13 protein-coding genes are annotated in these 22094 nt (G+C 45.8%); 2 read left to right on the forward strand and 11 right to left on the reverse strand.

Going from position 1 to position 22094, the window contains the following annotated elements; all coding sequences use genetic code 11:
- Window positions 1-13: 13 nt before the first annotated feature.
- The 4 genes from A8708_RS32350 to rsgA form a co-directional block, all read right to left on the reverse strand.
- Window positions 14-457, reverse strand: a complete 444-nt coding sequence (locus A8708_RS32350) for a GatB/YqeY domain-containing protein (RefSeq protein WP_057314579.1) — start codon at window positions 455-457, stop codon at window positions 14-16.
- Between the two features lie 8 nt (window positions 458-465).
- The gene (gene rpsU, locus A8708_RS32355) at window positions 466-639 is read right to left on the reverse strand and encodes a 30S ribosomal protein S21 (protein WP_028558020.1); all 174 of its coding nucleotides are present in this window, start codon (window positions 637-639) and stop codon (window positions 466-468) included.
- Window positions 640-753: 114 nt separating this feature from the next.
- A complete protein-coding gene (locus A8708_RS32360) occupies window positions 754-1104 on the reverse strand; it encodes a histidine triad nucleotide-binding protein (RefSeq protein ID WP_068670786.1) in 351 nt (116 codons plus the stop codon).
- Window positions 1105-1194: 90 nt separating this feature from the next.
- Window positions 1195-2259, reverse strand: coding sequence for a ribosome small subunit-dependent GTPase A (gene rsgA / locus A8708_RS32365; protein WP_068670788.1), 1065 nt, complete (start codon window positions 2257-2259; stop codon window positions 1195-1197).
- A 202-nt stretch (window positions 2260-2461) separates the two neighbouring features.
- Between rsgA and A8708_RS32370 the strand changes: the two genes are divergently transcribed.
- The gene (locus tag A8708_RS32370) at window positions 2462-4372 is read left to right on the forward strand and encodes an FAD-dependent oxidoreductase (RefSeq protein ID WP_239696919.1); all 1911 of its coding nucleotides are present in this window, start codon (window positions 2462-2464) and stop codon (window positions 4370-4372) included.
- Between the two features lie 80 nt (window positions 4373-4452).
- On the opposite strand, the gene A8708_RS32375 is transcribed toward A8708_RS32370, so the two are convergent.
- Both A8708_RS32375 and A8708_RS36685 read right to left on the reverse strand, forming a co-directional pair.
- Window positions 4453-6390 (reverse strand): stalk domain-containing protein, encoded by a 1938-nt coding sequence (locus tag A8708_RS32375; RefSeq protein WP_204787685.1) that lies wholly within the window; start codon window positions 6388-6390, stop codon window positions 4453-4455.
- 218 nt (window positions 6391-6608) lie between these two features.
- Window positions 6609-6854, reverse strand: a complete 246-nt coding sequence (locus A8708_RS36685; RefSeq protein WP_068670793.1) for a hypothetical protein — start codon at window positions 6852-6854, stop codon at window positions 6609-6611.
- Here A8708_RS36685 and A8708_RS32385 point away from each other — a divergent pair.
- Window positions 6775-7875 (forward strand): CapA family protein, encoded by a 1101-nt coding sequence (locus A8708_RS32385; RefSeq protein WP_275667949.1) that lies wholly within the window; start codon window positions 6775-6777, stop codon window positions 7873-7875. The genes A8708_RS36685 and A8708_RS32385 overlap by 80 nt on opposite strands.
- 122 nt (window positions 7876-7997) lie before the next feature.
- Here the strand turns inward: A8708_RS32385 and A8708_RS32390 are convergent, their stop codons facing one another.
- From A8708_RS32390 to addB, 5 genes are all read right to left on the reverse strand, one after another.
- Entirely contained in the window at window positions 7998-9101 is a 1104-nt protein-coding gene (locus tag A8708_RS32390) for a chymotrypsin family serine protease (protein ID WP_068670797.1), read from the reverse strand.
- A 221-nt stretch (window positions 9102-9322) separates the two neighbouring features.
- Window positions 9323-12805 carry an AAA family ATPase gene (locus A8708_RS32395; RefSeq protein WP_068670799.1) on the reverse strand — a complete coding sequence of 1161 codons (3483 nt, stop codon included), beginning with the start codon at window positions 12803-12805 and terminating at the stop codon, window positions 9323-9325.
- A gap of 104 nt (window positions 12806-12909) precedes the next feature.
- The gene (locus tag A8708_RS32400; RefSeq protein WP_068670801.1) at window positions 12910-14091 is read right to left on the reverse strand and encodes an exonuclease SbcCD subunit D; all 1182 of its coding nucleotides are present in this window, start codon (window positions 14089-14091) and stop codon (window positions 12910-12912) included.
- A gap of 44 nt (window positions 14092-14135) precedes the next feature.
- Complete coding sequence (addA, locus tag A8708_RS32405; RefSeq protein ID WP_068670803.1) at window positions 14136-18098, reverse strand: helicase-exonuclease AddAB subunit AddA; 3963 nt, start codon at window positions 18096-18098, stop codon at window positions 14136-14138.
- A 21-nt stretch (window positions 18099-18119) separates the two neighbouring features.
- Window positions 18120-21650 (reverse strand): helicase-exonuclease AddAB subunit AddB, encoded by a 3531-nt coding sequence (gene addB, locus A8708_RS32410; protein ID WP_068670804.1) that lies wholly within the window; start codon window positions 21648-21650, stop codon window positions 18120-18122.
- Between the last annotated feature and the right edge of the window lie 444 nt (window positions 21651-22094).

Consider the following 22094-nt stretch of genomic DNA (forward strand, 5'->3'; position numbering starts at 1 on the left):
AACATATTTGGTATTAACCTAATAATTGTTGAACTAACTGATTGATAAGTTTACCATCAGCACGTCCTTTAACCTGAGGCATCAATGCCGTCATCACTTTGCCCATATCCGCTTTGGAAGAAGCACCAATTTGCTGGATGGTCTGCTGTACAATGGCTTTCACTTCTTCCTCAGAAAGCTGTTGCGGCATGTACTCAGCTAGAATAACAAGTTCTGCACTCAGGTTGTCGGCTAGATCATCACGACCTGCCTTGGTAAATTCTTGGAGGGAATCCTTACGCTGTTTGATCTCACGAGTTAGAACATCAAGCACTTCATTGTCGTCTAAGGGTCTTTTCAGATCAATCTCAGAATTCTTAATCGTAGAACGTACCATTCGAATTACAGAGAGCTTAAACTTGTCCTGACTCTTCATCGCTTGTTTCATATCTTCGTTCAATCGATCGCTTAAGCTCATGTTGCCTCCTAGAACTTTCTTTTACGAGCAGCCTCAGATTTAAGCTTACGCTTAACGCTTGGCTTGTCATAATGCTTACGTTTCTTAACTTCTGCAAGTACGCCATCCTTAGCGATGGAACGCTTAAAGCGACGAAGTGCAGCATCTATAGTTTCGTTCTTACGAACTCGAGTTTCTGACAACAGTTTTCCCTCCCTCCGAACAGACCATCTAAGACAAAACGGTTCATCAAATCTCATTATAGGTGATAGTAATTAGGGTGTCAATCGCAAAACTAATCTTTCCTACTAGAAAGATTAGTTATGGACCCCAAGCGGTGCCAACCTAGCTCCTGCCATCAAATGATAATGCAAATGGTGAACGATTTGACCCGCGTTTGCTCCAACGTTCGTAATCACACGATAACCGGATTCTTCTACATCTAGTTCTCTAGCAATTTGCGCGGCCACACGTTGCATTTGTCCTACGATCGCCCAATCTTCCGGCTGACCCGCTGCTAAAGAAGCAAAGTGTTTCTTCGGAATGATCAGGACATGAATCGGTGCCGCTGGCTCAATATCATGAAAAGCTAGAATTTGATCATCTTCATAGACTTTCTTAGAGGGAAGATCCCCTGCAATGATTTTACAAAAAATACAATCACTCATTGATCTATTCGTCCTCCCGACAGTGTTATCCTACTTACCTATAAGTTTATCGGAAAGCACACAAAAAATCCAATCCAAATCTTATCGAATTTAGCGGTGAGGTTGAGTTTTGAGGGATTGATGAATCTTCTTCCATTTTGCTTTCTCAGCTGCTTGAAGTCCTTTGTCCTCTTTGCGAGCCAAATAAGCAAGTTCCTTCTGTAATTTCACATAATTCTGAAAACGCTCCGCGGACAATGTTCCTGAATCTAGTGCTGATTTCACCGCGCACTTCGGTTCATTCTCATGCTTACAGTCTTGAAAGAAGCATTGCTCGGCGAATTCCTCAATATCCTGGAAAGATGTACTCAAGCCTTCAGAAGCGCTCCATAGCTGCAGCTCCCTCATCCCTGGTGTATCAATTAGGATACCGCCATCCGGCAGTAGAATCAGCTCACGGTGCGTTGTTGTATGCTTCCCTTTGTCATCTCCTGATCGAATATCCCCTGTGTTCAATATATCTCTGCCGTAAATCCGGTTAACCAAGGTTGACTTCCCGACCCCTGATGATCCTAACAGAGCCACTGTCTGACCACGGGTCATGTAAGAAGCAAGCTCATCTAAGCCACGATTTTCAGCAGAGCTAATAATATGAATCGGTACGCCAATAGCTACGGCAGCCACTTCAGCTGCCAACTCATCTGGGTTAGCGCAAAGATCAGACTTGCTTAACACGATGACAGGATTCGCACCACTTTCCCATGCTAGGACCAGATAGCGTTCTATACGTCGAACGTTAAAATCTTGATTCAATGCATTCACCAAAAATACCGTATCTACATTGGTTGCAACAATTTGCTCTTCCGTGACTTGACCAGCCACTTTACGGGAAAACTTACTTCGACGAGGAAGTACAGCATGGATGACAGCACGCTGCTCCCCTTCTCGTAGTGATATCACTACCCAATCGCCTACCGCTGGGTAATCTTCACGACGCAGAGCTTGGTGACGCATTTTGCCAGAAACTTCGGCTAACACTTCGCCAACTTCCGTCTGAACGCGATACATATGTTTATGTTCTAAGGAGACGCGGCCTGCGACAAATCCTTCTTCATTTAGAAAAGGCTCAAATGCTTTATCGAAACTTACATGCCAACCTAAATCTGTCTTGTTCAAGTCTTTAATTCATCCTCTCACGTAGTTCTAAAGTGAAGTATATACCGAACGGAGAAGCCTCACACGGGAAAGAATGATTTAGATTATTTAATCCGCGCTTCCAATTTGACGCCGGTCAATTCATTTGTAGACTGCAAGTCTATTTTTGCATATAATAGGTGTAAACGGATTGTTTGAATGGAGTGAGCGGATGAGTCAATTCATGAGAGCCTCAACCCGCAAAAAACGTGATGTCATGATGGAAGTTGCCCTAGCGATGTTCATGGAGAAAGGGTACGAAAACGTATCTGTTGATGATATTATCGCGGCTACCAGCACTTCCAAAGGAACCTTTTATCATTATTTCAAAAGTAAAGATGCCATTATTTCAGCTTTATACAGTAAACAAATACAACTGATTCAAGAGTGGGTAAAACAACCACCTTCAAAGGTACAGTCGCTAGAAGGCCATATTAATCGTCTATTTCTAGACTTAGCGTCGAATATTCAAATGTCACCCCGACTCATTCGCAGTTTGCAGGCACTTTCTTTACAGAATGATACAGTAAAAACGGAAGAGCTCCAGCAATTGAAAGTCTTGTCTCAAAGCCTACAGCATTGGCTCCCAGAGCCAAAAAAGATCGAACTGCTCGTATGCATGTATACCGGAACGATTCTCACTTGGTGCAATCAAGATGATGCCGATCTGCTCTCCATGATGAAAAACAACTTAGCCTGGCTATGGATAGGTCTTCGTTCTGAAGAACCTTACGCATCGCTGCAGGTAGAACCCATCCCCAAGGAGGATAAGCGAATGAAAGTAGCCATTATTGGCGGAGGATTAGCTGGGTTAACAGCTGCCGCGTATTTATCAGAAAACCCGCATGTAGAAGGTATTCTATTTGAGCGTAGTCCACAGCTTGGAGGCCGAGCTTTTACGTATGAGAAAGCAGGTTTCACGCTAAATTACGGCGCGCATGCCATCTACGGTATTGATCGTCATACTTTAACTACAATGGAACGCGAGCTCGGGCTTTCCTTCTCCTCTAAACAAGTCGATAAACGCAAAGTCGTCTATGCTAAACATAACCAACTTACAACCGCACCATTAGATGCGATTAACCTCCTCAAAACGGATTTGCTTAGCACGATTCAAAAAGTTCGTTTTGTTGGTGAAATCGCGGCCATTATTGCGAATATCCACAATATTAAGAACTTCGCTACATTGGCCGACTATCTTGCCGAATCCAATGCGGATGAAGATGTCAAAGAGCTATGGGAGCATTTGGTTTGTTCCAACTTCTTCATTACTCCGGAGGATGCACGCAACGTATCCGGCGCCGTGATTAGCGAGTATTACCATAACTTGTTCTTGTCTAGCAAACCTGTCAACTATGTCTTAGGCAGCTGGGCTGTTATTACAAATCAACTGAAGCAGAAATTGACCACTTCTGGCAATTGGGAAATCGCCTTACAGGAAGGTGTCGACGGACTTCGTTATGAGGATCGTAAGTTTGTACTGAAAACGAAAACGCGTGAAATGGCATTTGATAAAGTCATCTTCGCAATGCCTGTTCAACAAGTAGTCAAATTACTCAAAGGTTCGGCTTGGGAACCCTTCTTAGCTCCTTACGAATCCAATACGGCGACCGAAGTTATGGTATATGACATAGGTTTAAGCCGCGTCGTTGCTAGACCATTCAGTTACATTAGCGACATGGATAATAAACTATTCATCAGTGATGTTTCCGCAACAGACCATACATTAGTTCCTGAAGGTGGACAATTGCTTCAAGGCATTGCTTACCTTAGTGATAAATTTGATAACGACGAGGAACGCAAAGCGTATTTGGACAATAAAACTTCGCAAATGGAAGCCCTATTCGATAGACATTACCCAGGCTGGCGTGATGTTACTGCGGTTAAGCGGGTTTCGAAGAAAGCAATGGTATCCAGTGTGAAAAACATTGCAACCAACCGACTTCTGCCAACTCGTGTTGAAAATATTCCCTTCTACTTCTGTGGAGACGGCTGCACAGGTAAAGGCGAGCTTGCTGAACGTGCATTCTCCAGTGCGCGCAGCGCAGCATTAGCCATCGTACAGGAAGTGGAACAAGCTTTACAGAACGTATAAATTGCTGAAAATGAGTTAGCAAACAAAAAGCTGTTCAAGATTTGACTTTGTCGTCAGAAATTGAAACAGCTTTTTTCGCTTTATTTGCTGGTAATGGACACCGTTCTCGTTGCTCCATCCCAATTGACGTTACCACCAAAGGTTTCACCTACGAATCTAGCAGGTGCGAGGGTGTAACCATTCACTAATCGGGCTGGTTCTTCCAACTCCAACGACTTGCCATTGACATAAACTGTTCTTTGATCAAGCGTCAACTTCACTGTTGTACTTCCTTTGGTTGCTGTGACAGATCGTGTTGACGCATCATAATCCACCTTGGCTCCCATCGCTTCAAATATCGCACGAAGCGGCGTAAATGTTGAACCATTCACAATAACAGGAGCTTGTTCAAATTGTTGAACAGCACCATTGATATTCACGGAAACTTGTGAGGATATGCCAAACGTACGGAGGGCTACTTGTTGCCCAGATGTATTCATGATTCGAAGCTGCAGAACGGAACCTTCTGGCACCTCACCAGCTTTGAAATCGATTCCGTATGGCAAACTCGTTTGGGAAGCAATAACTCGCCCATTTAGGAGATACTCCACTTTTCCAATATAGACTTGGGGTATTTTGATAAAAGGAATGATTCTCGTTTGCTTCGTAAATGATTGATGTTTAGCATCAATCGGTACATATCCTACGTGATCTGCTGGTTTTGCTCCATCCTTCACCTCAGAAAGAAGATAAGGATTAGCAATCAACTTGCTGTAATAGCCTTGAATATCAGAGGAAGTCGATAATGAGTAATCATTCTTGGCATTATTCATTTGCTGATCCACATTAAAATACGTAATTGCTTTCAATCTGGGATATTTGTAAGGCATAATTTCATACAAACGTTGCAGGTTTAACTTCGCCCATTCCGTGTAATCCTCACCAGCCGAATGTGAATAATGCGGAACACCTGTTTCACTCAGCATTAATGGCTTCCGATCCGCATAGGTGTTGTACAACCTTGTAAGTCTTTCTACGTTGCTTGTCGCAAGCATGGACGGAAGTGATGAATCTCCGTTTTCGTAAGGTTCAATGTATAAACTGACACCAACCCAGTCGACATACGCATCACCCGGATAGTAGGGATCGATATCGTTGGCCGGCACATCGCCTGGACTCCAGACCATAGCCACATTAGGCGCATCTGCCGCAAATACATCATGCAGCATTCTAAACTTCGCAATATACTGTGCAGGATTCCCATGCCATTTCACCCAAGCGCCATTCATTTCCCCTGCAAATCGCAGAAAAATTGGAATTCCAGCGGCTTTCGCCTCTTTGGCCCAACTCCGCAAATAAGCTCCGTCTGTAACAGGATCTAGGCCATTATCTGGTTCCCAAGCGATTTGCAAAGCACCTCCAGCGTCTTTGGCCCGCTTCGCATAAGTAGACGGAAAACCTTGTCCCCAATGCGCATAGGCTAGGTAAATTGCATGCTTTTTGCCGTAGACCGATTGCATCTTGGTAAATGTATTCCCGACTTTAGGGTCTTGTTCTGAATACATGCCCAAATACGTCCCGTATGCAGGTTCAAACTTAGCCAAACGTGTGCCGTCTGGGGAAGTACGTTCTTGGACGATGGTCTCGCTATTCTCTTCCCGATACAATTCAACTGTTGTCCGAATTTGATCCGCACGCTGCAATTTGACAGCGCCCCAATCCTTGCCAGCATTGACCCAATATTGATTTTCCTGCTCATAATACCGAATCGCTTGATCATAGTCACCGATATCATCAAAATACTTGTCCAACTTGCCACTGAAGAGGGCTGCATTCTCCCAGTCCCCCGCACTTGCATAGTAATCAGCCAAATATATCCAATGGGGAACCGCTGCTTTCGAATTTCCAGACGCTTGCAACGAGTCCGCTTGTTTCCAATGATCCCAAACAACATCCGCACGCGCTGGTCCGGGCGCCCCCACCATACCTGCTGCAAGAATACCTACTGCCAGTGATAAAATTCCTATTCGCCTATTCATTTTCAAGAAATATAGACTCCCTTTCATGTTGTTCTATGTTATTCGCATCTACTTGATACGTTATGAGCAACGAAAAAGTAGCATAAAAATCAAAAAAATTACAAAAGCCCTCTGCCTATCACGCAAAATTAATCTGAATTTAATGTTATCACTACAACGGTTCGATCCCTTTTGCAATTAACCATTGTTAGAATATAGTGAAATCGCGTGTGAAGGGGTTACCAACCCATGACAAGTAAAAGGGTAATAATCTTGATGGCAGTTTGTTTAAGTACGTTATTGGTTAGTTGTGAAGCCTCCATTGATCCATTGCCCATTGGAATGAAATCAGTTCCAATTGACTCCAACTCATCTGAAATTACAGAGGACTTAAGCAGTCCATTCGTGTTGCCTCCCTCATCATCTGTCATCTTGCCAGAACCAACCGAAAATGGCAGCCACACACCTCCATCTGATTCAAGCACAAGTGGCAGCGAGACTCCTCCCCCTGTCGTATATGTACAACCAACACCAAAAAAACCAGATATATCGGAATCGTTGCATATCCTCTATGCCGGTGATGCGATGTTCGATTGGTCTGTCAAAGACGCTATTAATCAATATGGGCCTGATTATCCCTTCCTGCATATTCAATCCGAGATCGCTCAAGCTGATTTCTCTTTCGTCAATCTGGAAACGGCGGTTACATTAGAGAAAGAGAAGGATACGAATCAGATCTATAATTTCAAATCCAATCCTGAATCCCTTACAGGCCTGAAAAATGCTGGTTTCGACATGGTATCCGTAGCCAATAATCATTCTATGGATTTCTTGCAAAAGGGATTTCTCGACACACTAACTCATCTCAATAAGGCTAACCTACTCTATGTGGGAGGGGGTCTCAATGCACAAGAAGCGTATCGAGCAAAGAGCGTGAATTTGAAGGGAAAATCAGTGAAATTCCTCGCCTTTTCTCGGTTCATCCCAACCGGAGATTGGTTCGCAGGTACGAACAAACCTGGTATTGCGCAAGCTTATGATAGAAAGCCTGTGCTCGAGGCAATTACTCGGGAACGCGAAGGCGCCGATTATGTACTCGTCTATCTGCATTGGGGCGTGGAGATGAACAATCGACCTGAGGCATGGCAGCGTGAATTCGCCAAACAAATGATAGACGCTGGTGCTGATGCCATCATCGGGAGTCACGTGCACGTACTGCAAGGTTTCGAGTATTACAAAGGCAAGCCAATTGCGTATTCCATTGGCAATTTTCTGTTCCCAGACTATGTATCGGGTCCCAAAGCGGACACGGGACTGCTTCATTTGAAGTTTGATCAAGGGCAAATCGAGCTTTCGTTTCAACCTTTTTACATTGAGAAAAATCAAATCGTTTCGAAGGGCACAGCTTATGAAGAAAAGCAATTAGCTTATTTGAAATCTATTTCATATGGTGTGGAACTTGAAGGGCAGACGATTCGGCCAGAAATTGGATACGCCAGTAAGTGAGTATCACACATACACAATCTGGAAATATGTAGAAGGAAATTACCGATGGCGTCAACTCATCGTAATTCCTTTTGCTTATTCAGCTAACCAATGCTAGATTTCTGAGCTATACGTTCAGGCTTTTATTTGTGTGATTTCACCAAAATTGCTCTAGTACGCTTCCGTTGCTGCTCCGTCAAAGGCTGCACATAGGAAGCATCCCCACGAGGTGCAGTTCCTTTCACTTTACCGGCCGTATATGTGCCACCCGCTGCTGGAATTGCCGTACGTACACCATAAGAAGCCATAACCACACCAATCGGATTACTAATGGAACGAGAACCATCTGCTGGACCGGCGAAATTAAGTGCTACCGCATAACGATCGCTGGAACGCAGCCAGACTGAGCCTGAGTCACCTGGAAGTGATACCGGACCCGAAGTTCCTACAATGACCGTCTGATTGCGAAACAGCAGCGTACCTAAGCTGCCGCCATAAGAAACACGTACATCCACATTATTAGACTCTACGGTTCCTCTAACAGCACCTGTTGTACGACCTGATTTAAACACTTGAAGTCCGACTGGATAACTCAGAAGATGGCCTGGCACTGTAATTAAATCACCTGATGCATTCCGTAAATACCTTGGGTTTAGTAGACTATTTGAAGTTGGAAGGGCAATCGATGAATCTTGAAAATTAACTTCACCAGGACGTAACGGCACAAATTGATACGCTCTTCCCACACGGTCTGTCCCTGAACTACCGCCATCTGCTGGGCCAGGTTGAACCGTTTCAGAGAATGCGGAAGAATTATCTCTGATTAACACATGGTTGTTACTTAAGATGTAAAGTTGATTATTTTTAATTACGATTAATCCCGCAGTTCCAGTCGAGGAAGGATTTGTTTTGCCAATACTCACGCCGCCAGGCACTGGACGATTCCTACTTTGAAACGTAGTTACCTTGTACATTTTGGGTTTAGGGGCCTTTACCACATGTGCTTTGAATGAATCCGCAGAGAGAAAGCGCACAGGAACTGATGAACCTAATTTCGAAGCAACACTTTTAAGATTGTTTAAACCCGATGGTACGATTTTCTGGTGGGTGTAAACAATGACGCTTGCACCCGCGGTTGGCTTTTTGGGATTTGCGTATCCAACGCCTACTCCCATAACTTCTGCCCTCTTCAATAAGACAGGCGAGAGGCGATTCTTATGTTTCAGTGCTTCATGAAATGTTGCCATGCACATTCCCCTTTTTCGTCAAGTTGGTGCAGTGTATGCCAACTTGTACGTTTCGGCATGATGCCTTTACCTAAGGGGCAGGTAGGAAATCAAAAAAAGGCTAATGACCGATCATCCATCATTAGCCTTAATTGGATTAAAAGAAATGTTGAGCTCAGCAGTGTGAATGCTACGCTCCATTGACTATTTCGCGTTCAATAGTGGCTTTTGCAAGCAACCCTTTATAGTTCTTCGAGCGAAATGCGACTCCCACGACCGGACGGTTCTGCAGGTTGAACAATTAATTTGCGGACAAGCCTCGCACGAAGCTCAGGTACGTGAGAAATGACACCTACTGCTAATCGATCTGTATGAAGTTTCTCTAGTGCACCAATAACCATGTCTAACAACTCTTGGTCCAGCGTACCGAAACCTTCGTCTAAGAAGAAAAATTCTAAGGGATATTCGCCTTTTAGTTGAATCTGGGCAGACAAAGCTAAGGCTAAGGCTAACGAGGTAAGGAACGTTTCCCCACCAGATAGCGTGCCCACGGGTCGCTTTACACCGCCATTCGCATCATCGCGAATAACGAAACCACCACCAGAGTCGACTTCAATCCCGTAACGTCGACGTGTCAACTCACCCAGTCGCTCGGATGCCGCACGACTTACTTGCATTAACTGCTCTTCGGCAAGGTACTCGACGAAGGCATTGGCCTTGAGCACGGCTTGCAGCTTGCCGAGCCGCTCTAGCAGCGTCGCTTGCTCAACGCGCTGCGCTTCGAGTTCGCACCAGCGCAAGTGCCGCGCAGCGAGCTCGCTGGCCCCCTGCGCCGCCTTGGCTCGCGCCTCCAGCGCAGCTTCGGCGCCGGTCTTCGCGTCGCTCAGCTGCGCCTGCGACTGCGCCCACTCGGCCGCGCTCAGCACGCGGCCCTGCAGCTTCGCTGCCAGCTGCGCCAGCTGGGCGCGCAGCGCCTGCTCGCGCTCGCGATGCTCCGCCGCGAGCAGCGCCCACTGGCGGCGCTGCTCAGGCGCCAGCGCCGCTGCCTCTGCGGCTTCGCGCGAAGCGAAGCCGCCTCTCTCGAGCGCGCTGGCCAGCGCGCGCTCGGTTTGCGCGAGCTGCCGCGCCGCAGCGGCAGCGGCTTCGGCGGCGGCGCTGTGGCGCTGCGCCGCCAGGGACTGCTCGCGCTGCGCAGCAGCGTGCGCGAGCTTGGTCTGCTGCGCGAGCTGCCGCAGCTGCGCTAGCGCGGAGGTCGCCTCCGCGATGAGCTGCGGCACCGCCGCGCCAGGCGCGCGCAGAGCGAGCTGCCGCGACTTGTCGGCGGCGAGCTGCGCGAGCCCTTGCAGCCGCTCATGGAGCTGCAAGGCTGTTCGATCGTGCTCTTGCGCAGCAAGCTGAAGCTTCTCAATGTTGACGAGAAGTTCTTCGAGGAAAGGAACACTCTTCTCAATACGACCGCGCAGCTCATCGGCTATTCGTTCATTTTCTAAGAGCTGTTGTAGTTGTGCTTCAACAGTATCCCAACTCAGCTCTGCGAATCCCTCTTGCCACTGACGAACCTGATCTTGAATTCCATCCTTTAAACTCCTTAGTCTAGCTTCAGCTTCCACAACCAAACTAGCCGCCGCTTCCACTTGCGCACCCAAGACTAGATCCTGTTGTGTTAATTGTACGTGATCTTTGAGCAATTGTTCATAAGCCTTCTCAGACTCTTCCACTTGAGTAACTACGACTTGTGAATCTGAATTCACATTGTGCCAAGCCTTCTGCCAATCTGCCAAGCTCATGCCGATACAATCGTTAAATGAACTTACTTGAGTTGCTACTTCTTGAGCAGCCGCAGCTTCTTGAAGCCCTAGATTATTTTCAATCTTATCAACCTGTTGCCTACTTATGACTTCTTCAGGGAAACTTAATTGCGCTGCTTGCTTTCGCTGATCGCTCATTCTTCGAATGAGTTGCACCCCTAGATACTGTCGTTCTTTTGCTCCCTGCAAGAAAGGTTCGATACGTTGCAATTCACTTTCGGAAACTTCCCCTGTATCCACATTCGCTGCGTTCTCACCATTCTTAGTAATAGCTGGATGCTCTAGGGAACCGCAAACGGGGCACGATTCCCCCATCTCTAAATCAGCAGCCAACAATGCAGCCAAGGCATGACGTTCTTGATGCTTCAATTGCTTTCTTTGCTCCTCCAACCACCCCTGCAGCCCCGTCGAAAAAGCTGTAAATAGATCTTGTTGATTCTGCAATTGCCCTTCACTCGAAGCATTAACTTCAATCCAACTTAAAACCTGGGCATACAACACCCTCTGTTTATCCCTAATCAGTTCTCTCGAGTGCTCCACAGATTTACATTTCTTTATTTTATCCTCTTTATTTCTTTGTGCTTCTAGCTCTTGGGCTTGAAGAAGAAGTATGGCTTTTTTCTCCTGCACAGCCCTTTGCAGCTGGTGCCTCTTCGCAGTATCCGTTTCAACCTGTTTTAATTGGGCTTTCAGTTCTGTTTGTTTGGCTACTGCTTTCTGTTTCGTTTCGTTCGCTTTAAACAGATCTCCTTGCAAAGTCAATAATGCTGATTTCACTTCAGCTTCTTGTGTTTGTGCCTTTTGAATTTGCGACTGTACTTGTTCAAGCTCTTGCCCAATCACAAGCGCTTGTTCCAATTGATCCAATCGCAGCAACAACGGCCCTTCTTGCTCTAGAAGATCCTGCCCTGCTTTATCAAAAGCAAGCGATGCTCGCTTATAATCTGTTTCTGCAAGTGCTAAGGAAGACGTTGCGTTTACTAGAAGTGTTTCGGTTGCCGTCACATCCGTAGCAGCTAGTTGATGTTGATCCAAGTAAGGAATAACCCGCTCCGCTTGTTCCGCAAGTTTCAGAACCTGTTCTTTCTCCGTAATAAACCCTTCTTGTTCATGATGCTTCCCCTGCTCATGTTCAAGACTTTCTGATTCTTTTATCCATTGGTAGACTTGTTTGTTTTCTTCATAGGCCTTCTCCTGCGCCTCCAAATGAAGTCGGCTTCGAACAGCTTCTTGTTCCGCTTCAAGAAGTCTTCTGTTCGCCTCTTCCAAAGCTACTGCGGTCGCATCACCCAAGCCTTGCTGCTCAGCAGCGAGCTGTTTAATGACACTGTCCGTTTCCTTTACTTTAGAACTTACTTTTGCACTTAATTGATCCCCATAGGCTTCAAGATGAAACAGCCTCTGTAGCATTTGCCTACGATCTTTACCTGTCAAAGTTAGGAACTCAGCAAACTTTCCTTGCGGAAGCACGACCGCTCTTGTAAAATCCTGCATCGACAGACCCAAAATGTTCTGAATCTGGAGATTGACTTCGCCAGCCTTATCCGCAAGCACAATGGTTTCTTGATCTCGAATATGTAAGAGACGTGAAATCGTTCCGTTAATTGACATTTCAGATCCGCGCTTGAATTGCCTCTCTACTCGGTAGCGAGCTGTGCTTGAGGCGTTCGTCAGTTCAAATGTAAAAGAAACGAACAGCGTTTGCTCCGCATGATTCATAATCGCTTGCGTGCCGCCGCTTGCTCTTTCCACTTTGCCATAGAGGGATAACGTTATCGCATCTAAGATGGATGATTTCCCGCTGCCCGTTGGTCCAAAGATACCAAACACGCCTGCATCCACGAGTTGGCTAAAATCAATCGTTTGCAGTTCTCGATAGCTTTGCAAACCAGACATTTGTAACTGAATTGGACGCATTCTAATGTACTCCTTTCATTCACTGCAAAGTTATCCACAAGTATTCGCTGGGGAAAATACTTTGCCTGCCACCCTCTCACGTATGTTCATGCATCCCAGCCCAATTACTCGCCGCCAGTTGTATCTCCAAGATCTTTCTCTTGCAGCAGCTCCAAAAATAATTGAATTAGTGCAGGCTCTGGCTGGGCTCCTCCTGTTTGGCGCGCATAGAAGCGCGTGAAATGCTCTTCCATCGAAATTGCTGCTCTGGGCATCGTCGAGCGGACAACTTCCATTTCCGGATAAATTGGGCGAATGTGAATGAAACCTTCATACGACTTGCGCAACGATTGTATTTGTTCAATCGACATGGCCGAGGTCATTGTAATCTCCAAATCAATCCATGCCGTGCTATCCCTTTGCTCATCTAACCATTGATGGACTTGACCAATGCCTTCCTTCGCTTTCCAACTCACTAACGGGCGTCCAGATGTCAAGAAAATCTCCTCGGGCTCAGCTGCTTGTCCTGGGGCAAGATCAAGTATCGTAACCGATTTGGCTTGACCTGCTTCTGAGAAGCTATAAGCTAGTGGGGATCCACTATAACGAATGGGTGATGCCCCTTTCACATTTTGTGGACGATGCAAATGACCAAGTGCCACGTATTGCGCACCTGCTGCCAAAGCCGTTGTATCGACTGTATAAGCACCCCCAACCTGAATAGGTCGTTCAGATTCCGTTTCTTGACCTCCAAGGACATATAAGTGACTCATAATTAAATTCACCGTGCTCGATTCAAATAAAGCAGCCTGTTTCCGAATAAGTGCCCCAACCCGTTCCGAATATTTGCTGCGCAGCACTTCTTCCTCAGCGACTTCCGACAACAACTCTTTCAAACGTGATTCCGAGGGATAAGGCAATGCGATTAGACGCGCAAGCTCACCTGTACGAGCTATGCCAATCGACTGAATCTCTTGAATTGGTAAACCTATCAATGTAATTCCTTGGGTTGCTGCTAGAGGACCTGAAGCTGCTAGCCGATCAGGATGATCATGATTGCCAGAAATTATCGCCACATACCTTTTCCCGCCATCAGCTAATCTCGCAATGCCCTCATAAAACAACTGTTCCGCTGCAGCAGGAGGATTCACACTATCGTAAATATCTCCTGCAATCAACACCAGATCAATCGCTTGATCTTCCACGATACGTACGAGTTCATCCATAAAAGCGACCTGTTCTTCCATCCGGCTTCGACCTTCCAAAGCTCGTCCAAAATGCCAATCCGCTGTGTGCAAAATTCGCATGTCCCATCTCCTTCCTGTTCTGGCCTCACTTGCCTATGATTTAACTACATCTCTACTAACTTGGCTCCATCAAAGAAATAGAGGTACTTCCCGTGTATCTGACGTTTCCAAATGTGTTCCACAGCTCGTGCATACAAACCTATTTGTTTCTCATACCGAAGTTGAAGTTCGGAATCCGAGCTGCCACGAACCGCATCCGTTTTATAATCCACGAGAACGAGACCTAGCTCATCTTCAAATAAACAATCAATTACACCCTGAATGAGTACGGTCTCACCAAGCGTAGATGAGTCCGTCTCCGAGTATACCTCAACTGCAGGGAGCCCATAGCTAAATGGAACCTCGCGCTGAACATGGTGTGACTGAATTAATCTTTTGCCAACGGATGTCTCAAAAAACTTCAAAATAACCGGAATATCTACGACATCACGCTGCTCTTGCGTCATGGTCTGTTTGTCTATCATTTCTTGAAGAGTGCCTTGAATACTTGCCTCAGTAGGCAACTCTGCTAGAGACATATTTTGCATAACGGCATGAACAACTGTCCCTTTCTCTGCCGCCGTTAGCTTCTTCTCTTCCATAAATCTTGGTCGACGCCAAATTAAAGGAGCCGGTTGCTGAGTTACTGCTGCTTCCCCCAGAGTTGGCACAGTTTCCATAGCGTAAGGTAACTCTAACTCATCCGCGATGCGATTGACCTCAGATAAACGTTTCATCTCAGAAACTGTCGTCTTGGCAAAATATTTAGGTGCATCTTGGAACTTGTATTGCCAAGATAAGCGCTCACTTAAAACATCTTTCCATTTCCCCGATGTAGTAATAACCTCACGTTGCTGAATCGCCATAAATCGATCTTGATCCGGCACGAAAGTGGAATCCTCTAGTACCTCCAATTGCTGCAAGTTTTCTGGCGTAATGACAGACAGCTTCCATTGCGAGGCATCCCTCAGTAAACGTATATCAGAAGATATCTCGCTTATGCCAATTTTTTCTCGCCATAATACAGCATCAGGATGACGAAGTAACGCCGGTCCTACCCAATCCAGATAGCTCTTCGCTTTAGCCAACTCAAAATCGGGTAAATACCAAGCCTCCCTTGATAAATGACGCCCCCATCCACGCAGGAGCTTGTCGAGAGATTTCACAGTACCTAACAAATATAGTTTCTCGCGTGCTCTTGTAAGTGCTACATAGAGGACACGCATTTCTTCTGCTAAAAGTTCTAATTTCAGTCTCTTTTTTATGGCAAGAGAAGGTAGTGTCGGATAACTGACACGCAGCGTCGTATCTACAAATCTCGGTCCAAAGCCAAGCTCTTTATGCAACAAAAAAGCTTCATTCAAATCCCGTTGATTAAACATTTTGGCCATACCTGCAACGAATACGACTGGAAATTCCAGTCCTTTACTCTTATGAATAGACATAATTCGTACAACGTCTTCCTGTTCACCCAACGCACGAGCGGTTCCAAGATCTCCTCCACTCTCTTTCATCCGCTCAATAAATCGTAAAAAACGGAATAAGCCACGTAAGGAAGTACTTTCGTATTGTCTAGCTCTATCATATAGCGCTCTTAAATTGGCTTGTCTTTGCATACCACCAGGCAAACCCCCAGCAAAATCGTAATAACCGGTTTGTCTAAAGATACGCCAGATCAAGTCTGCGAGAGAGCCTTGCCTCGCATCATTTCGCCATTGTTCCAAATGTTCGAGAAAAGCAGCCAATTTCAAGGACAACTGCTCGTTCTCATTAGGGATATTTGGCCCAGCGGTTCGCAGTACAGACTCATAGAAAGCGACAGCTTTATCCGCAACTCGAATTTGTGCCAATTCTTCAGCAGATAGCGCCACTATTGGCGATCTCAGTACAGCAGCCAAAGGTACGTCCTGATACGGATTGTCAATAACTTTCAATAAAGAAAGCATCGTCTCGACTTCAGTTGCCGAGAAGTACCCCGTGCTGAGCTCAGCGTAAGCCGGAATTCCCTGTTTCTTGAGTTCATCGATTATGATCGGAGACCATGCTTGAGTTGCTCTCAGTAGGATCACAATATCTCGATACGTTGCTGGCCGATTGCCTCCCGTTCTTTTATCAAATACTTGGAAAGCTTCTTGATTATCAGCACCTAACAAGCCCTTGATTTGACGCGCAATGGTACGTGCTTCTAGCTGTGCAGTTTCCAGTTCTTCTGCTTCGATAGCGGGATCAGTCCCGCTTCCGGTGACATCAGGGTTCGATTCGTCCCCGTTTTCATCAGAATCATCCATAAACGCTTCAGTTTTATCGGCTCCGTCTTTCGCACGGTCTATGATTAGCATTTCAACCGAACAATCTGATTCCGAAGGCGGATACCCAGCCCCGTACACCAGTTCTGCCCGCTCATCGTAAGCAATTTCACCAACTGTCTCATTCATCATTTGTTTGAAAATAAAGTTAACTGCATGGACGACTTGAAGTCGACTGCGGAAATTTCGAGCTAAGTCAATTCTTCCACCGTTCATTTCTCCATCAGACGCTGATTCTTTATTAGAACGATACGCTTTGTATTTCTCTAGAAATAACCCTGGCTCTGCCAGTCGAAACCGATAAATACTTTGCTTTACATCGCCGACCATGAATCGATTCCCAGGTTTGGCTGTCGAAATCAACTCAACTATAGCTTCTTGGACACGATTCGTATCCTGATATTCGTCCAGGAGGACTTCAGCAAATTGCTTCCTATACGCTTGCGCTGCTTCCGAAGGATATAATTCGCCTGGCATAGAACCAGGTGCACTAAGAATTTGTAAACAGTAATGCTCCAAATCAGCAAAGTCAATCAGACCCTTTGCCGCTTTAGCCGCTTGGTATCTTTGACCAAAATCAACGATGAGATCAACAAGAACATGCAACAAAGGCGCCATTTGGGCAACTTCCAGATGAAATTGCTCTGGTGTCCGGCCAAACAATTCTTCTTTTAATTTATTTATTTGGTCTTTGGCCTTGTTCCGTAGCTCTTTTACTTCTTCCTGCAGTCCTTTATCAAAATCATCGCCTTTGCAAGCTTTGAGCTTGCCGAATTCGACTGTTTGAAAACCAAGATACAAGACAGACCATGGATATGTCGTTGTTTCCAGCAGGTTCTGAACGAGCAATAAATCTTCCCGTAAATTATCGAGATAAGGAGCAGGGCCTCCCGGTGATTCAGCAATATGCAGGGCTTGCCTTAGCAAGTCCGCGGCTCCCTCAAGTTCGAGGGAAAGATCTCGAATAAGACTTTGTTCCCACAGTGAATAGTCCACAGGTGCAGATGTCGCAGCAACATAAGGCAATGCTTCTTCCACCACCTCGGTTGATTCACCCATACTCACATGATTAGTTTCTTGTACGCGTGACCCGAACATAGATGCCGTGCCTCTTAACCAGTGCTCTGGCCAAGGATGACTGCGCGATACATCGTATAACTTCTGGATGAGCTGCATAATCGCACTATCATTGCGTTCACCACTGAATGAGTCCACTAACTGCCAAAAAGCACTGTTCTCAGTACTCGCCGCATAATATTCCTCAAGCATCTCTCCAAGCAGATCTTGACGCAGCAAATCAGCTTCAGTTTCATTCGCAATCCGAAAACCAGGATCTAATTGGATTAGACTAAAATATCGTTGTACAACTTCTAAACAAAAGGAATGCAGTGTCGTGATAGATGCTTTCCCCATAAGTGCTAGCTGTTTACGCAGATGTTGCGAATGAGGTTGTTTCATAAGTTCTTTCTCAAGCGCTTCTCGAATCCGATGCTTCATTTCGGAAGCTGCAGCCTTCGTAAAGGTAGCAACGAGTAGTCGATCAACATCGATGGGCTCCCACTCATTGGAAATCCGTCGAATGATACGTTCGACGAGTACCGCTGTCTTACCAGAGCCCGCAGCAGCGGCAACTAGCATGTTCTGACCCTTGAGGGTTATCGCGTCCCATTGATCATCCGTCCATGTACTTCCAATAGGCTTAGGTTCTTGCTGTTGTGTCACCTTGTACGCTCCTTTCTACCTTCAAGACTGGCTAACCTGCTCAGCCAAATCCGTCCAAATTTGATCCTTCGCACGCGGTCGAAAGACTTGGATGTCATTCCCTTCAAATAAGGGATCTATTTGACAAATCGATGAATACGAGCAGTGCTGACAGGCTGATTTTTTCCCCAACCGATAAGGAGCGATATCCACATGCCCATCTGTAATGTTCGTACCAATTTGTTTTACTTGTTTGCGTACATAAGTGCGCAGCGTGTCCCACTGCTCGTCCGTCGCTACAGATGAAGTCGAGTAAAAACTCCCATCTTTCTTTAGAGCAACTGGGATAAGTTGTGAATGGCCTGAACTATGGATGAGCTCATCATCCATCAATCCAGCTACTTCAGCATCAGCGGTAATTAACCCCTTCATTTTGAAACGTTTACGTAGCTCCTTCTCGATGGAAGCCGGATCAAGCGCATTTTTTTGCTGTAACATTGGATTATGCACATGGAAATAGAGCACACCTGCAGGCTTCGCTTGGACACCAAGCCATGTCTCTGCATGTGTAAGAATAACGTCCAAGTAAGTCAGCATTTGCAGGGATAATCCATAGTACACTTCCGAAAGCTGCAGAGCTGTTTGAGAGGATTTATAATCAATTACTCGTAAAAGCACGCCATTCTCGCCATCCGCTCGATCCACACGGTCGATTCGGCCGATAATCTCCATGGTACAACCGTTTTCCAATTCAAATGTAAGTGACGGTAAATCCTTGCCTGGCCCAAAATCTATCTCCAAACCGAGTGGTTGAAATTGACCATGTTTCGCATGTTCTCCTAAAATGACTGCTGCTCTGCCGACCACTTGTTTTAGTTTTCTAGCTATATAAGCATAGCGGCTCGAACTCAGTAGAATTTCTCCTTGTAATCTGGGTGCAAGCTCGTCTACAACTTGTGCAGATCTCTCCATACATTGCTCAGCAGAAAGTGAACCCCAATCTAACTGATCCTGCTGCAGCTTCTGGACGAATTGATTCAACGCTGCGTGGAATAACTGTCCAATATCCGGAGCATCTAAGCGATAGACGCGACGTTCTTGCAGCCTTAGACCATGAGAAATGAAATGCGAGAACGGACAAGCCACATACTTCTCCATTCGTGAAACACTGGCACGTAAGTGTTGCCCATATAGCATCTGGCTAGTAGGGATGGACAGCCCCTTCTCTTTGTTCGTATACTGCAATGCCTGCACAACCGATTGCAGTTTCAACTGCCAGTCCGGTCGTTCCGCGTACCAATTGTAAGCATCCCACCATAATTCCGACATGCGCCCCCCTAGCATCCAATGCTTCATACGCACAGCCAAATAAGAGATCGCCTGTGTTGGATGCGCCAGATAAGCAGCTTGCTCACTCTCAGAGGCTTCCGCAGAAGGTTCTGCTAGAAGCAGCGACTGATCCGTACTTGGAAAAAGCTGTCGCATCTGTCTAATCAACTCCGAAGGCAATAACGATTTCCCTTCTTCATCTGCTAACGAATAACTCATCCAAAGCCGCTTGCCTGGAACAGTTAATGATGTATACACAATAAATTGCTCATCTAACAGCTTTCGACGGCTTCCATCCGCCATTGGCAGTCCAGAGTCCATGAGAACACTGCGTTCTGCTTCTGTGAGCACACCTTTTTCAGCCATTTGGGCAGGAATAACCCCGTCATTTACTCCCAAAATATACGCATACCGAATCCCGCTTGAGCGTGTTCGGTCCATACTACCAATCAGTAATTGATCCATGGATGGTGGAACTAACCTCAGTTTCATGCTTTCCATCCCTGTTTCAATTAGACCGTTAAACAACTCCAAAGATAGTTCATCATCGCCCATGGTTTCCACTAATTGATCCAGCATATCCATCACACTGTTCCACATTTGACCGTGTTCGCGAGCCTTTTCTGGCTTTCCATCCCTAGTTGCTTGCTGTGTCCATGCTTCTAACTTCTCTGGTGCCTGTACAGTCACCAATAATTCATAAATCGCTTCGACCTGAGCTTTGACCGTACGCGCTTGAGCAAGGCGATTGGATAACGCCAATAATGGACCAACGACCCACGATTTACTCGTATTCAGCGCTTGAAGCTCAGTGGATTGTTCATTTACCTCAACATCTGCTTGCTCCAAATTGGCACGAAATTTATACGTCCATGGCTTGCCATCCGTCCATCTATAGCCTTGAATTCCAAATGCAAGTACATAATTCTCTAATTTATCTAGTTCAGTCCGTAGCGTTGTCGCTCCAGCAGGCAAAAGTAAATCCGTTTTAATACACCGGAACACCGCATCGTAATGCCAATTATGCTGAATAACCTCGAGTGCAGACCTAATGAATTCCACGAGTGGATGATGAAGCACCGAACGCTTCTGATCAAAAAAGTGCGGTATCTCATAATCCGTAAGTACCATGTTTAACAAGTCTTGGTACCCTTCCATGTTCCGCACCATGATGGCCATTTCACGCCAACGCACGCCATGCTCTCGAACTAGCTGAAGCATATCACGCACTGCGCCTTCAACTTCTGCACGACGATGAACCGCTTCCCTAATAACGAGCTGATCTTCGATCTTTTCTCCAGGCAAAGTCTTGTACTTAGGTGCCCCACCACCGATTCGACGGTCAAAATTCTGCTCTAAATAAGCTAGTGCAGGGCTATCTTCATATCGAGGCGAACGCTCGGGGGAGAGATGAATCACTTCAGCCGCACCAAGTCCAAGCTGCCATATCATATCTTGCAGACGTACCATCGTCGTAGCTGTAGGATGAAACAAATCCAATTCATCCGGACTATCCCCTGCTTGCAGTTCGCGATCCAAGCACAACGTAATCGTCACTTGTTTGCAAGCAGCAAACAATGCACCAAGTACATTGAATTCTTGTGGTGTAAAGCCATGAAATCCATCAATCCAGAGGGATGCTGAACGCAAATAAACCGAGTTCTTAACTTGCTCTGCGAGCAGTGTTAAGTAATCTTCGCCGTCCAAATACTGTCTCGCAAGCTCCTCCTCAAATTGACGATACACCAGTTGAATATCATGCATTTTATCCCTAAGCAAACCATGTTCACCAAGGAGAGTTACTCGTTTATTTTCATGCGTTTCCAACTGTTCTGCCGTCACGCAATAACGTTTCATTTCTGTAAAGAGCTGGTTCAGTCGATCCACAAAACCCATTTGCTCAGCAGAGTGGCCAAATAATCGGAGTTTATCCTTATATTTATGTAAAATGCTCGTTAACAGCAGCTTCTTGCCTGTATCATCAATCGGCAGACGCGCTGTCCCGCCTTCTTCTTGCATAACACGCCATGCTAAACGATGAAAACTTAAGACTTGCGCGCGAATCATTCCCCGAATACTTGGATCCGATACAAGTGCGTGCTCAGCTTGAAAAGTAGCCTGTTCAGGAACAAGCAAAATCAACGGATCACCTTCTGGCGCCATTGCCAGCTGTTGTTTCATTTCAGTCAGACAACGTTCACTCTTGCCGCTTCCGGCTCTACCAATCACGAATCGAATGGTCATTCATGGCCTCCTAACACTTTCCGTCGGAAAGCTTGCTTCGTAAGCAATTCTCTTTTTCTATCTCTCTATTCTATCATATTTCTAGTAATGAGTCGGCGTGGTAGATGATGGAGGAGGATCGGAGGCGTTTAATTGGAGTTTGATATACGAACGTATATTCTATTATTATAGCATGGATAGCAAAAAACAAAAAGGAGTAAGCGTTGAAAACTATTCAGGCTAGGGGTTTCATAGCTTAATATTTTTATAAGGTTGTAATAGTTGTATGCACACTACAATTTCTGCTGATACTCGAATGATACGACTAACGGAGCTGAAGCCATGCTGATTCTTTACTGTAACTCGATTTATTAGACTTACGGAGATGAAGACACACTGATTCTCTCCCGTAACTCGATTTTTTCGACTTACGGAGATGTAAACACACTAATTCTCTACTGTAAC

The sequence above is a fragment of the Paenibacillus oryzisoli genome (assembly GCF_001653565.1).
GTDB lineage: Bacteria > Bacillota > Bacilli > Paenibacillales > NBRC-103111 > Paenibacillus_E > Paenibacillus_E oryzisoli.